Origin of the sequence: Streptomyces sp. NPDC093149, from assembly GCF_044754145.1 — a bacterium.
Lineage (GTDB): Bacteria > Actinomycetota > Actinomycetes > Streptomycetales > Streptomycetaceae > Streptomyces.
In genome coordinates this window covers 1,170,532-1,183,965 of record NZ_JBIVON010000001.1, presented here as the reverse complement: position 1 = coordinate 1,183,965, position 13,434 = coordinate 1,170,532, and the positions used below count along the sequence as shown (strand labels likewise).

11 protein-coding genes and 2 pseudogenes are annotated in these 13,434 nt (G+C 66.6%); 6 read left to right on the top strand and 7 right to left on the bottom strand.

What is annotated here, in order from left to right; genetic code table 11:
- Positions 1-15 precede the first annotated feature (15 nt).
- The 3 genes from ACIQCZ_RS05575 to ACIQCZ_RS05565 all read right to left on the bottom strand — a co-directional run bounded on the left by ACIQCZ_RS05575 (position 16) and on the right by ACIQCZ_RS05565 (position 2,446).
- Complete coding sequence (locus tag ACIQCZ_RS05575) at positions 16-708, bottom strand: SAM-dependent methyltransferase (RefSeq protein ID WP_402279915.1); 693 nt, start codon at positions 706-708, stop codon at positions 16-18.
- Positions 709-1,620, bottom strand: a complete 912-nt coding sequence (locus ACIQCZ_RS05570) for an aminoglycoside phosphotransferase family protein (RefSeq protein ID WP_402279914.1) — start codon at positions 1,618-1,620, stop codon at positions 709-711.
- 76 nt (positions 1,621-1,696) lie between these two features.
- Positions 1,697-2,446: a hypothetical protein gene (locus ACIQCZ_RS05565; RefSeq protein ID WP_402279912.1), complete on the bottom strand. Its 750-nt coding sequence runs from the start codon at positions 2,444-2,446 to the stop codon at positions 1,697-1,699.
- Positions 2,447-2,640: 194 nt separating this feature from the next.
- Between ACIQCZ_RS05565 and ACIQCZ_RS05560 the strand changes: the two genes are divergently transcribed.
- The 3 genes from ACIQCZ_RS05560 (at position 2,641) to ACIQCZ_RS05550 (ending at position 9,393) form a co-directional block, all read left to right on the top strand.
- A complete protein-coding gene (locus tag ACIQCZ_RS05560) occupies positions 2,641-3,996 on the top strand; it encodes a tetratricopeptide repeat protein (RefSeq protein ID WP_402279911.1) in 1,356 nt (451 codons plus the stop codon).
- A 35-nt stretch (positions 3,997-4,031) separates the two neighbouring features.
- Positions 4,032-4,529 carry an NUDIX domain-containing protein gene (locus ACIQCZ_RS05555; RefSeq protein ID WP_402279909.1) on the top strand — a complete coding sequence of 166 codons (498 nt, stop codon included), beginning with the start codon at positions 4,032-4,034 and terminating at the stop codon, positions 4,527-4,529.
- A 253-nt stretch (positions 4,530-4,782) separates the two neighbouring features.
- Positions 4,783-9,393, top strand: coding sequence for a tetratricopeptide repeat protein (locus tag ACIQCZ_RS05550; RefSeq protein WP_402279907.1), 4,611 nt, complete (start codon positions 4,783-4,785; stop codon positions 9,391-9,393).
- A gap of 110 nt (positions 9,394-9,503) precedes the next feature.
- Here ACIQCZ_RS05550 and ACIQCZ_RS05545 read toward each other — a convergent pair.
- A pseudogene (locus ACIQCZ_RS05545) lies at positions 9,504-10,014 on the bottom strand (tyrosine-type recombinase/integrase); the annotation flags it as partial.
- Here ACIQCZ_RS05545 and ACIQCZ_RS05540 point away from each other — a divergent pair.
- Positions 9,961-10,083: a hypothetical protein gene (locus ACIQCZ_RS05540; protein WP_402280263.1), complete on the top strand. Its 123-nt coding sequence runs from the start codon at positions 9,961-9,963 to the stop codon at positions 10,081-10,083. The pseudogene ACIQCZ_RS05545 and the gene ACIQCZ_RS05540 overlap by 54 nt on opposite strands.
- Positions 10,084-10,246: 163 nt before the next feature.
- On the opposite strand, the pseudogene ACIQCZ_RS05535 reads toward ACIQCZ_RS05540, so the two are convergent.
- A pseudogene (locus ACIQCZ_RS05535) lies at positions 10,247-10,474 on the bottom strand (transposase); the annotation flags it as partial.
- A 94-nt stretch (positions 10,475-10,568) separates the two neighbouring features.
- On the opposite strand from ACIQCZ_RS05535, the gene ACIQCZ_RS05530 reads away from it, so the two are divergent.
- The gene (locus tag ACIQCZ_RS05530) at positions 10,569-11,156 is read left to right on the top strand and encodes an immunity 21 family protein (protein WP_402279906.1); all 588 of its coding nucleotides are present in this window, start codon (positions 10,569-10,571) and stop codon (positions 11,154-11,156) included.
- 105 nt (positions 11,157-11,261) lie between these two features.
- Here ACIQCZ_RS05530 and ACIQCZ_RS05525 read toward each other — a convergent pair whose 3' ends face one another.
- The gene (locus ACIQCZ_RS05525; RefSeq protein WP_402279904.1) at positions 11,262-11,714 is read right to left on the bottom strand and encodes a hypothetical protein; all 453 of its coding nucleotides are present in this window, start codon (positions 11,712-11,714) and stop codon (positions 11,262-11,264) included.
- A 193-nt stretch (positions 11,715-11,907) separates the two neighbouring features.
- On the opposite strand from ACIQCZ_RS05525, the gene ACIQCZ_RS05520 reads away from it, so the two are divergent.
- Complete coding sequence (locus tag ACIQCZ_RS05520; protein ID WP_402279902.1) at positions 11,908-12,468, top strand: DinB family protein; 561 nt, start codon at positions 11,908-11,910, stop codon at positions 12,466-12,468.
- A gap of 414 nt (positions 12,469-12,882) precedes the next feature.
- On the opposite strand, the gene ACIQCZ_RS05515 is transcribed toward ACIQCZ_RS05520, so the two are convergent.
- A complete protein-coding gene (locus ACIQCZ_RS05515; protein ID WP_402279901.1) occupies positions 12,883-13,296 on the bottom strand; it encodes a hypothetical protein in 414 nt (137 codons plus the stop codon).
- Between the last annotated feature and the right edge of the window lie 138 nt (positions 13,297-13,434).

Genomic DNA, 13,434 nt, shown 5'->3' with positions numbered 1-13,434 from the left:
CGTTGCCTCCGTCGGTCAGCGTTTGCGGGCGGTGATCAGGAGGGTGGTAGCCCATGGGTCGCGGCGCGGATGCCGCAGCTCCACCATCGAGGTGACGCGCAGGCCCGCCCGGGAGAGGTGGGCTCCCCAGCGGCGGGCGTCGAACTCCCATCGAGCGAGGGGCAGTCGGGTGCGGTCAGGCATGGTGACGTAGTCCTCGCGCGGACAGTCGTCCGTGGATGGATGTCTTCCGGCCCGTGCCGGGTGGGGAACGGAGAAGGCCAGCACACCGCCCGGTTTCAGGCGTCGTGAAATGGCGGCAAGGAGGAGCTCGGGGGCGACGAGGCCGACGGCGCCGAAGACGGAGTAGATCGCGTCGAAGGTCTGACTGGTGGCCTGCAGGTGGTGCAGTGCGTGGCCGGCAGCGAACGTGGCGCCGTCGATGTGGCCGTAGTGGGAGCGGGCCCGGCGTACCTGGAGGCCGACCAGGTCCACGCCGGTGACGCGGGCCTGGTGGTGCTTCGCGAGGTGGGCCACGTTGTGGCCGGGGCCGCAGCCCAGCTCCAGGACACGTTTGCCACACAGGTTCCGTCCCAGGATCTCGGCGCCGGGACCGATGCCCGCGTGGGTGCTCCATTCCATCCGGGCCGGTGCGGTGAGGGCCTGCGCGGGGGCGGCGGCTGCGCGCTGGGCTGCGTGGGCGTACCAGGGGGAGACCTGGGCGAGCACCTAGACCTCCAGGAGTTGGACCACGTCGTTCAGATGGCGGCGGACGACGGCGATGTACGCGGGGTCCTTGGCCGGGTCGTCGATCCAGCGGATGGCCTGCTCCATGAACCACTCCACGGCCCACATACGGTGCCAGCCCAGGGCCCATGCCTCGGCGGCCAGGCCGCCCCGGGCAGCGAGGGCGTCCTCATGGCCGCCTGCGGTGACGTACTGCTCCAAGAACACCCGCGTGCGGAAAGGGCTCGGTACGTCGGTGGTGCCGTGGTAAGAGGCGAGGTCGATCAGGCCGGGGCCGGTGAAGGCGCGCGCGAAGTCGAGGAGGTGCCAGCCGTTCTCCCCGATGTGGACGCTCGTGGGGTGGAACTCGGAGTGGACCCAGCCGAACGGGTCGAGCGTCGCACCCTGGACACGGGCCTCGGCTGCGGCGGAGATCTCCCCCAGCGCGGTCTCGACGTCATCGCAGTCCGCCCAGCGGTCAGCTTTCCGTAGCCGCTGGAGGTGATCGAGGGCTCGGCCGGGCAGAGCTGCGAGGCCGGCCCCGTCGAGGAGGGGCAGTCCGCCCGCCGGGCGGGCGGCATGGAGCATCACGGCGGCGGCGACACCGTCGAGGTCGTCGGCATCCCGTACGGGAGTGCCGAGGTCGTCCATGAGCATCCCGAGCCATTTGTCCTGCATGGCAGTGGCGTGGAGGGTGGGGACAGGGAGCCCGCGCTGGTGGGCCATCCGCAGGGCCTGGGCCTCGCGGTCGAAAGGTTCCTTGGCGTACTTGAAAACGGCTGTGGTGCCGTCGGGGAAGGTGACGCGTTCGACGCCGGACATGCCCCAGACACGAATCTCGGCACGTTCGGGGAGGGGCTTGCCGACAAGGGTGCACAGGTCGTCCAGCAGGGTGGCGGACAGGCTCTGGTCCATGGGGTCTCCAGGAGACTGGTGGGCTCCGGGGCGGGCGCGCGAGCTGGCCCGCCCCGGAGCCGTACTGGGGGCGGGGTTACTTGGCTGCGGTCACGCGGTGGGCGTAGACCTGTTCGATCCAGCCCGCCTTGAACTCGGCCAGGTCGTCACGGAAGTTGGCCATCGAGGCACCGTAGGGTGCGACGACGCCGCCAGACTGGTCCGGTACGGACTGGCAGCCGTGCACGAGCCGGCCGCCGAGCGCGGCGTGGGCCTTGATGGACTCGATCCGTCGGTGCTCGTTGAACCAGCCGCCGTGGTAGACCTCGTCCAGCATTCCGCCCGTCGCCTCGTCCAGGTCGAAGACGACGCACGTGGCGGCGGGGAAGAACCAGCACGGGCCTACGTTGGAGATGTGCCCGTCCAGCTCGACCTTGTTGAGCGCCATCAGCGTGGCCGCTTCGCGCAGCATGTGCAGGTGGTCGGCGGTGACCTGCGGGAGGCCGAGACCGGCCAGGTGCTCCTCGCGGAAGAGGTACGAGTACACCCCGTACGCCGTTGCCAGGACGCGGGCCGCGTCGGAGGTGGACTCGCCGTGGTTCTTGATGAAGTCGAGCGCGAGCTGCTCGACCGCGCTCTCGCTGGTCTCCTCCACGTCGAGGAGCTGGGCCTTCACCAAATCCCAGTCGGCGACGAGCCAGGTGCTGGACTCGAAGCGGAAGAAGTGCTCGGCCGGGTCGATGGTGATGCGCCGGCCGTCCACCTGGATGCCGGGCAGGCGGTTCCAGCGCGGGTCGAAGGCGTCGGGCAGCTCGACCGTGATGGTCGCGGTGTCGATGGTGGTCACCGTGTCTCCGTCTCTGATCGTCCGGGCCGGGGCACAGAAATGCCCGAACCCGTTAGGGCGTACGGAACTTGGGGGCCGCCCGGCCCGAGAGTGGGGCGGCTGTCGATAAGTGAACCGCCCGCTACGCAGAGTGGGTACGGTGTGAGCGAGGCCAAGCGGTATACACGGTTTACGGATCCGTAGCGGAGGCGATCGTGCCGGCACCGACCAGCGCCAACTCCCGCCTGCGCGACACGATCAACGCCGCCGGGTGCACGTATGACGCGCTCGCCAAGGACGTACGCCGCATCGCCGCCGAGAACGGCGAAATGCTCCAGACCAACAAGTCGGCCATCTCCCACTGGGTGGGCGGTGCCCGCGCGCCGTCCGGCCGAACAGGGCAGTACCTTGCCGAGGCCCTCTCCCGACGGCTGGGCCGCGTCGTCACCCGAACCGAGCTCGGTCTCCACTCACCCGATACGGAGTCGCCACCGGACGCCGACCCCGTTACCGCGGTCACCGACCTCGGCCGCGCGGACGTCGAACGCCGCCGCTTCCTCGCCATCGCCGCCTTCACCACGGCTGGCGTGGCCATGCCGCTCCTGCACGACCACGAAGCCACCTCGCGGATGCTCCGTGCCCGCACTGCCCGCTCCCTCGTCGGCAGCGACGACATCGACGTCGTACGACAGATCACGTCAGCCTTCAGCGCCGCCGACGAACGGCTCGGCGGCGGGCACGGCCTGACCACTGTTACTGCCTACCTCGCCGACACCGCCGCCCCTATGCTGCGCGGACGGTTCCCCTCGGAACCCTTACGCCAGGCCGCCTTCGGTGCTGTCGCTGAACTCGCTTACCTCGCAGGGTGGAAGCACCACGACCTCGGCCACGAAGGCGCCGCCCAGCGCTACTACCAAGTCGGCTACCAACTTGCCTGCGAAGCCGGCCCCCACGGCCACGCCGCCTGGATGATGCGCGCCCTCGCCCATCAATCCCTCAGCCTCAAGCAACCCCACCACTGCGTGGACCTCGTCAAAGGCGCCCTCACCCGCGGCCTCGGCCACGTCGACGGCCAGACAGAAGCGCTCCTCCACATCACGCACGCCCGCGCCTACGCAGCGGTCGGCGAGAACCCATTGGCCGCCCGCGCTCTCCTCGCCGCCGAAGACGCACTCCTGCGCGAGGACGGTCCCCAGCCCAGTTTCTCCCGCGTCAGCGGCCCCGCCGCCGGCACCGTGGCCAGCCACACCGCCCGTACCCTGACCGACCTCGCCGACCACATCGGCACGGAACAGCAGCACCGCGACGCGCTCACCCGCTGGGACCCGGAGAAGTACAAGCGCGTCCACGCCCTCACCCACGCCGACCTCGGCGACAGCCTCGCCGCCCAGGCCCGCGCCGACGAAGCGGTCGCGGCCTGGACACAGGCCCTCGTGCTCATGGAGGGCATGACCTCCGACCGCACCCGCAAGGCGATCACCTCGATCCGTTCCACGCTCGCGATCTACCAGCGCCGCCGTGTTCCCGGCGCCGCTGATCTCGCCCGCCGCGCCCGCGAGGCCCTCGCTTAACATGCCCAACAACCCGCCCGACGAAGGGAACCCCCGTGGTTCAGCAGACCGACGACCGCTCCCAAGCCCTCAAGCCGGCGCTCGAATCGATGACCCTGCTGGTCGCGGCCGTCATCGTCCACGACAAGGCCACCAACCGCGTCGTCCTCCTCCAGCGCAGCGAGAACGCCAAGTTCGCCCAGGGCCTGTGGGACCTCCCCGTCGGCAAGAGCGAACCGGGCGAGCCCATCACCGAGACCGCCGTCCGCGAGCTTTACGAGGAGACCGGCCTCACCGTGAAGCCCGAGTCCCTCAAGGTCGCCCACATCATCCACGGCGCCTGGGGCGTTGAAGCCCCCAACGGCTTCCTCACGGTCGTGTTCGCCGCCCACGACTGGACGGGCGAACCCGAAAACCGCGAACCCCGCAAGCACGCCCGGGTCAGCTGGGTCGACGCCGATGCAATTCCTAAGGAGTTTGTGGACACCACCTCAAGCGCCCTCCACCGATATCTCGGTGGCGGGCCAGAGGTCTCACTTGACGGCTGGCGATAGAGCACGATTGCCGCGCGGCTGGTTGCCGGATCGCTTCCATCCGGCAACCAAGATCGGCCGTATGTGGGCGACCACGCCAGCGCCCAGGAGCGTACCCACTGTCATGGTGGCGCCACCGCCCGCATCCGCAAGCTCAACCTGTGCCACAGCGGCCTGAGCCAGCAGATCTGCGCCCCGCCGTCCGCACTCAGTCCTTGTCCTCGGCGCGAGACTCAGCATCTCGTTGTCAGTGTCGTGCCTCATCATGCTCGCCATGACTGACTACGCTCTCACCGGCCTTGGGCCGAACCGGTTCGAGGAAATGTCCCAGGCTCTGGCCCTCAAGACACTCGGACCGTCCGTAGAAATCTTCGGAGACGGCCCTGACGGCGGTCGCGAAGCCTCCTTTCAGAGCCTGAATCACTTTCCTACGCGCGATGCGCCCTGGACTGGCTACGGGGTGTTGCAAGCCAAGTTCCGCAAGCGTCCAGAAGGCACTGCCAAGGACGCCGAGTGGCTGATTGGTCACATCAACTCCGAGCTACGTGCGTGGGCCGATCCGCACTCAAACCGCGTCCGAAAGGGACGCCTGCCTGAATACCTGCTCATCACAAGCAACGTCGTTCTCTCATCAGTGCCGGGCAGCGGGGGCATCGACCGCGTCCAGCAGGCGCTGAGGGAGCGTGTGCACGAGCTGCAGCTCCCGCTCAAGGGATGGGAGGTCTGGCACTACGACAAGATCTGCCGACTGCTGGACAATAACGAGGACGTCCGCCACGCCTACGCTGACGCAGTGTTGTCGGGTGATGTGCTGGCGCGGCTACATGACCACGTGCAGCGGCTGGAGGCCAACCACTCTCCTCCAGGCATTCGCGCAAGCCCCAGTCTTCCGAGAGAGCTCCGCCGTCTGTTCGGACGTGAGGCGGAGATCGACGAGGGGCGAAGGTTTCTTGAGAGCCCCCATCGTGACAGCAGAGCGGCTGTGGTAGTGACCGGCCCACCTGGGATCGGCAAGAGCGCCGTCGCACTGCGTCTCTCCCGGCTCGTTGCAGACGTCTACCCAGATGGGCAGTTCCACGTCGACCTCTCCTTTGCCGCGGGCGAAGGGGACCCCGTAGATCTGGTGCTGGCACTGTTGGCGACAATGTGCCCCGGCGATCCGCTTCCCGAGGGCCGCGCACAGCAACTCGCTGCGCTTCGCGCGACGCTGTCCGACAGTAGGGTCCTGCTACTCATCGACGACATCGCCTCTGAGGAGGCGCTCCGTGAGGTGCTCCAGGTAGACGGACCTTTCGGCTTGGTTTGTACCAGCCGGGCAAAGCTAAGCGGGCTGACCGCGCTGGTGACTCTCATCGAGATCGGGCCGTTGCCCGACCGCCACAGTGAAGAGCTGGTCAGGGCGGTGGCCGGGCCTACTCGGCTGACCGACCGACAGGTGTGCATGCTGGCCGAGGCGTGCGCCGGGCATCCCCTGGCCCTACATGTGGCAGCCGCTCACCTGGCACGCCGGCCCAAAGTCAACGTCGACCGGTTCCTCGACGAGATCACAAGTCCTGATCGCGGCCTGCGAGCCCTACGGGCGGGGCAGACCGCGCTGGAGCCCGTGCTCGAGCGAAGTTACAGCGCGCTCAGCCCAGAGCAGGCAGATCTCTTCACCACTCTTGGGGTCCTGCCGCATATGTCCGTCACCCCGGACGTGGTTGCTGCTGCTATCTCACCTCAGACTGACCTCGATGACGCCCAAATCGATGCCGCAACAGAGTTGCTGGACTCGTTGTTCGAGCTCAGCCTCATCGAGCAGATCGACGAGGACCGGTTTGTATTCCACGATATTCTGCACCGCTTCGCCCGCCTGAAAGCAGCCTCGGTCGAGGCGGAACACAGGGAATCCGTTATCAGGCAGACCTGCCTCGTGCTTGCCGTTCGGATTCAGGCGGCAACCGAATCGATCGGCTTCGTGGACAGAGAAGCAAAGGTGCCAGCGCAGGGTAATGCAGACTCCCTGCGCGTACTGAACGCGGATCGTCCCGGTGCTGTTGCCATGACCGAACTGGCTGGGCAACATCAAGTGTGGGGACCACTCGTCGCTCTCGCCTCCGACCTCACCGCGTCACTGTGGCACGGCAGTCACTGGAGGGATCTGGGCCGGGTCTATGAGTGCGTACTCGAAGCTGGCACACACTCCGGGAAACCTGAGTGGGCGGCATCAGCCCTATACAACCTGGGCATGGTGGCTGGCCACCTTGGAGACACAGAGCGAGCTGCCGATCTGTATCAACGAAGCGCAGAGACGGCACACGAGGCCGACAATCTGTACCAGATGCACATGGCGCAGATCGCTTCGGGAACTCTACTCATCAACCTCGGGCGAGCCCGTGACGCCATCCCCTTTCTACGCAACGGGTTGCCTTTCTGGCGAATCATCGGGGACAAGAGAATGCTGGCCCATGCCCTGGGGCATCTAGGCCAGGCCCACCTGGCCATTGGCCAGTTTCGCCGGGCTGACCAATACCTGCACAACAGCAGGAACTTGTCCCGCATGGACAGCCATACGGAGCTGTGGAACCGCGGGGCACTTGCGGCGCTGTTGCGCAGGACAGGACGACTGACTGAGGCGGCCCGGGATGCCTCACTCGACATCGAGCGGGCACGAGCCGTCGGGAGCCGGGAGTGGGAGGCAAAGGCACTGATGGAACTCGCCGAGACTCCCTCAGAGGAACGGCCGATCTCAGCCCCCGTTCAGCCCTTGCAGGCCGCGCTTGCTATCTATCGAGACACCGGTGACATCCAGGGACAAATCAGAGCTCTGTTTCGAATCGGCAGTAAGGCCGCAGAGCAAGCAGATATCCACCAGGCGGCGGAACACCTCAGTGAATGCGCCGATCTGGCCGCCGGGATAGGAGACTACGAGCACGCGGCTCGAGCGTTGGCCTACTTGGCTTCTTACCATGGTGGCGTCGGCCATCTCGATGAGGCGGAAACCTACTTCGCCGATGCCCGTGACATGGCCAAGCACCTGGGGAACCCGATCGTAATCGCCCAGACTCTGCAGAAGAACGCCGAGTACCTGTGGCACCGGGGTCAAATTGGCGAGACCGTCGCCTATCTGACGGAAGCGGTTCAGCTACTGGACGGGACCGATGAGAAACGCGGCTTGGCTCAGGCCAAAGCTGCGCTCGGGGAGGCACTTCTCGTCGCGGGCAGATGGCAGGAGGGCGCCCAGGCCCTGGATTCGGTGATCTCGGTGATGTCGGACGAAGTGTCCCCCGCCACGCGGGCGCAGGCGTCCCGTGCCCTCGCCGTCCTCTACTCGCGCCGGGGCCTCTACAAGGAGGCCATGTCGACGGTCACCAAGGCGCTCGACCAGTGTGAGCGGGCCGGTGACAAGTCGGCCGTCCTGCACTGCAGGATGGCCCTGGCCAATGTGCAAGCCCGAAACGACAAGTGGACCGAAGCACTCGATCAGTACGACACAGTCGCCGAACTTGCCGCAGAACAGAAGGATCTTCATGTGCTCCTCACGGCCCGTGGCATGGCCGCCGTATGCCGACTTCACGGCGAGGAGAAAGAGCAAGCCGTCGCTGAGATCTTCAAGCTGATCCCCGTGGCCGAGCAGTTGGGCATGCAGTCGCTCGAGGCAGCCCTTCATCTCAACGTCGGATCGCACCATGCACACTCCCGTGATCACGAGGAGGCGCTCACCGCGTTTCACAGGGCGCTGATTCTCATCGAGCAGCTCGAAGATGCCACACTACAAGCCCCCTGCCTGCTCAACTTGGCTCGTTCCTGCTGGGCGCTTGGCGACACCGAGCAAGCCCGCACCCATGCACGCAAGGCTTTCGATCTACACCAAGAACTCGGCGGTTGGTCAGACGCGGGTGACGCGCTTGTGCTGCTCAGAGGTCTGCACTTGGACTCAATGCACGACGTTCCCGGAGAGCCGACGATCGAGGAACTGCTGGGCACCGATCGGAAACTCGACAACCGTGTCCTGGAGGCCATCCGCGCTCGCCTTCGCACTGTCAGTGATGGAGCGGTCATACGAGCCGATGGCGAGGTCAGCAAATCCGCCACGGCGCTTACCGACGGAAGAACGATCAATGTCTCGGATGCGGTACGAGAAGCACTATCCGGACTCGACATCGAACAACTAACCGCCCATCTAGGGAACTCTCGACAGACATGCGCCGCCTGTAACCTCTCGGTTGATGAGACAGGGGAGGCCGAATTGCTCCTCATGGAGCACTCGGGGATGAATCGCCTCATGCTGAGGTTGGCGCACCCTCACTGCGTAGCTTCCAAGGTGGTCCAGTTGAAGGGCAGGGCGCCGAAGGAACCAAAGGTAGTTTTTGAGGTGGAATGCATTCTGTTCGGCGGGGATCAAGTGGGAATCATCGCAGATTGCTACGGCGGGTGGGTCTCGCACGACGATGGGAAGGTAAAAGATCTCGTCTTGGCGAACTACCGCAATGCAGGGTTCATTAATCTGCAGACAATGCTCCTGTCGGACGACGATAGCCCGCTGGACATGCGCAACATCCCTAGCGTCACCGACGATGACGTCCAGGCACAACTTGAAGACAACAACCTCTCTATCATTGGACCAAACGGCCAGCTCCTGCACCGGATGCCACTGAACTTCCTCCCTCGCTGGTACCGGGAAACAGCCGAGGGATCGCTGATCGTCGTGGTCGGCAGGAACCTGCAGGGAATGGCAGCCGATGATCCCTCCTACCTGCTGCGTGCCATAGCCACGGGAAACGCGGTCGGCGGCGCCGTACCGCTGACCGTGGTTCAGCCCGGCAGGAACCGCCCATGCCCATGCATGATGCGCAACGGACGGAAGTTCAAGCACTGCTGCGGGCGCCCTGCTGTCGCTACGTAGCCGCAGCAGTCCGCATGCAGTCCGCAAGACACCCGATCAAGACCGTCGCACCCCATCGCCAGCCAACAGCAAAAGGCCAGGTCAGCGACCTTCGGGAAGTTCTCCGCAGGTCACCGACCCGGCCCGTTACTGGGAGACCAAGAAGGCCTGATCCTGGCTCGGGCCGCCCGACCTTCACTTTCGTCGGTCGAATCGCCCACCCGACCGCACCCGGTCCGCGGGCCGCCGAACACGGCGTCCACGACGGACCGGTGCGGTCTTCTTCGCCGGGCCACAGGTGCGCGTAGATCCGCAACGTGATGACGGTGGACGCGTGTCCGAGGACCAACCGCGCCCGCTTGACGCTCGCGCCGCCGGCGATGAGCGCGGAGACGTAGAAGTGCCGCAGATCGTGGGTGACCATGTGGGGCAGCTCGACGGGCTTGCGGCCCTCGCGCCCGGCGACCTCGTTCTCGGCCGCCTGGAGCGCCCTCCGGGCACAGTTCCACTCCGTCTCCCAGCGGCGGTAGTTGAGGGCTCACCCTCCCCCGCCGTGAACAGCCACTCCCAGAAGGGGCGCGCGGCGAGATGCCCGAGGAGCGCATCCGCGACGACCTCGCCGACCGGGACGGTGCGCCGGGCATGTCCTCCACGCAGCCCCCGGCCGCACCAGGGGCCATGAGACCCGGAGAACGCGGTCTGCACCGCTGATCCCGGTCAGATGCCCTCGCCACACGTCGTGGCGGGGCATCAGCTCTTCTGCCCCGGGTTCGTGTCAGGCTGCCTCGGTTGCGCTCGGGGCAGCGGGGGCAGCAGTCCGCACATCGAGCAGCCGCTGAGATGCACCATGGTTTTGCTGATCACTCCGGGGTGATCAGCCGATTCGGCGCAGGCAGATGATGGCGCAGTTCAGTTCCAATAGGCCTCGGTAGAGGTCGGCCCAGCGTTCGTAGCGGGTGCGGAGTCGTTTGAATTGATGGAGCCAGGCGAAGGTCTTCTCAACCGCCCAACGGGTAAGGCCGGAGCCGTGCATGGTGCCCCGGCGTGCGATGAACGGGCTGATGCCGCGCTTCCACAGCAAGCGACGGTACTTGTCGAAGTCGTGCGGGCACTCCGCAGGCCTGCACAGACAGACCCCCTGGCATCCATCGACATCGAATCCATTCTGAAACGATCAGTGAGCGCACACTGTTGCCATGAGATCTTCCTCGTCGGTCTCAGCCGACACGTCACACGCGCCCTTTGACTGGGTGGAGTCGATGGGCGGTCCCTTGATCGTGATCCCCGTCTCTGCGCTGAATGCATGGCGCGGGTGCACAGAGGGTGGGATGATCACGGGGGACGGGATCGATCCGGACGACTACGACAGGGCCTGTGCGGTGGATGATCTGGCCGGTGCGATCGCCGTCGGCCAGGACGGGGCGCAGGCACTGGTGTTGGGGGACAAACCCGCCACGACCTGTTATATGTCCGAGCATCACACCTTCCTTCGCTGGCTCGCCGCCGACTCCGAGACCGGGCTCAAGGCCGCGGCCGAAGCCGTACTTGCTGATCCCGCCACCCAGTGGGAGGAATGCGGGACGTGGATCACGAACGGTCCCGCTGCGCTCATGGACTCCGCCGAAGCAGGCGCTGAACTGAACGTGGAGTATCCGGATGGGGGACTACCCGCACAAGCAGCGGTTTCACTGCCCGTCGGACGCTGGAGGGTCCGTGCCGTCCATACCAAGGCCGACGAGGAGAACTGGGTTGGCCTGGTCCAGCTCCTGGCAGTCGGGCGCTGAGCAGATGGAGACAGTCAGGCTGTCAGGATTCAGAGAGGGCATGCGGGGCGAGTGAAGTAGGCGGACGCCCCTATGTCCCTGGCTGCCTGGCCGCCAACCCCGCGATCAGAGGAACCAGACGACGAGCCGCACTTGGTCCGCGCCGTGGAGTTCGCTGAGCGTTCGCATCACGCTCCAGACCGGTCCCCAGTGGGTCTCGTTCCCCGCAACGCTGTCGCGGCTTCGGGTGCCGGAGCTCTCCGTCTCGCCCCAGTCGGCGACGGCGAGCTCGGACCAGGTGATCCACGTTGTGCCATGCACGTCAGGAGGACCGCCGTAGGTGGCGTACTCGGTTCGCAACGCCTCGGACGCGTCAACCGGAAATCCGCGGCCCTCGGCCAGAGGACGGAAGCCGAAGTGGTTGCGGACGCCGAAGAGACAGGCGAGGGCGTCGTAGGCGTTGCCGCTGTTCAGGAGGAAGAGGTCGATGGCGGCCTCCCACACGGAGTCCTCGTCGTCGGGGCCCCAGAGGCGGGCGCCCGGTCGACACTCGATCATCCCGCTGAATTCGGTAGACATGCCGAGATCGTGCCCGACCAGCACCTGACTCGACCTCCGCATTTGCCGCGACTCGATCTCCGCGCCGGTCATCTCGGTCCGCGGCGCGATGACGGCGGACGCATGGCCGAGGACAGCCGGACCTGCTTGATGTGCGCGCACCGGTGGGAAACGCACTGGCCAACTCGGTCCCTCGCGGACCAACATGACACGCATGAGCGACACACCCGCACGCTGGAGCCCGGCAACCGTCTACCCCGACATGTGGGTCGACCCGGACGACGACCCCCGTCACAACGAAGGAGCCAGTTCGGACGGTGAGTTGGCGACGCTGCAGGACTTCCTGACGAACTACCGCATGACCCTGCGGATGAAGTGCCAGGGCCTGGACGCGGAGCAACTGGCCCGTCGGTCGGTTCCGCCGTCGACGATGTCGTTGCTGGGCCTGATCCGGCACCTCGCCGAAGTGGAACGGGACTGGCGCAACTGGATCAGCGACGGTGAACCGCTGCCGAAGCTGTACGGCAAGCGCGACGCCGACTTCGACGGCGCCGTCGCCGATCAGGCCGAGGTCGACGCCGCGTACTCCGACCTGGAGCGCGAGCAGGCCGCGACCGATGCCGCGCTGGCCGAGCACCCGGATCTGGGCGAGCGTCTGGGGAAGGACCGCATTGCGGTGCGGGAGTTGATGGTTCACAGGATCGACGAGTATGCCCGTCACTGTGGGCACGCCGACCTGTTGCGCGAGTGCGTCGACGGCAGGGTGGGCCAGTGAGGTTCCCTCGGCGGGGACCGTTTCCGAGACCTGCCGAGGACGAGAGCGGGAGCGGGGGCGGGGTCCTGCACCTGCTCCGTGACGACGCGACCGGACCACCCAGCCGCTGAAGGAAGGAGCCGGCCTTCGTGGACGGCCGTGCTCAGCGGCCGAATCCGCTGACACCGCTGGGCCGTTCGGCATGCGGGCAGGCGTGAGGCTTGCCCGGCTGTCGTCGACCGGGGGACTTTCGTATGCGGGCCGCCGCGGGAGCGTCCAAGGGCCTGATCGTTCGGCTCCGACCGTCCGGGAGCCTTCGTTTCCTGGCCCGTCGGTGTACCGGCGAGCCCGCCGGTCGGCGGGCCGCCGGGCACGGCGTCCATGACGGACCGGGGGCGGTCTTCTTCGTACGGCCGCGGGTGCGCCGAGCACCACTCAGGCGTGACGGGGCCTGAGGAGGAGGGAGGACAACGCGGTGACAGCGGCGAATGCTGCGAGAGCCCCGAGGGAGAGCAGTGCGCCGGGGCGGTCGTCGATACCGTCGATGCCGTGGCCGACGGTGGCGAACCAGCCGCGGGTGCCCACGAGCACCATCGGGTGGACGCGTCGCTCGCGCAGCAGTCGCATGCCGGCCCAGAGGACGACCGGCATGGCGATCATGGTGTTGAGGACCGTCATCGTGAACGCCTGATCATCCGAGAAGGCCACGGCCTCCCCCATGTTCTCCGACGCCTGGCTCCACAAGGACACGGACAGCCCATCGGACAGAAGCAGATGGGATATGGCCGTGGCGATCACTGTCACGATCAAGGCCTTGCCGACCCGTCGTCCGAGCCGGGAAACGTACATGGCCATACGGTAGGCGCCTCCCCGGGACTCTCCGACGGCGCCCCTGGGCATCGGAAACCGTTCGGCCGTGCCGAAGTCGCTTGCGGGGGCGCGGCGTTGCCGATGCGCCGGACGCGAATGGTGCCGGGTGGCCGCGCA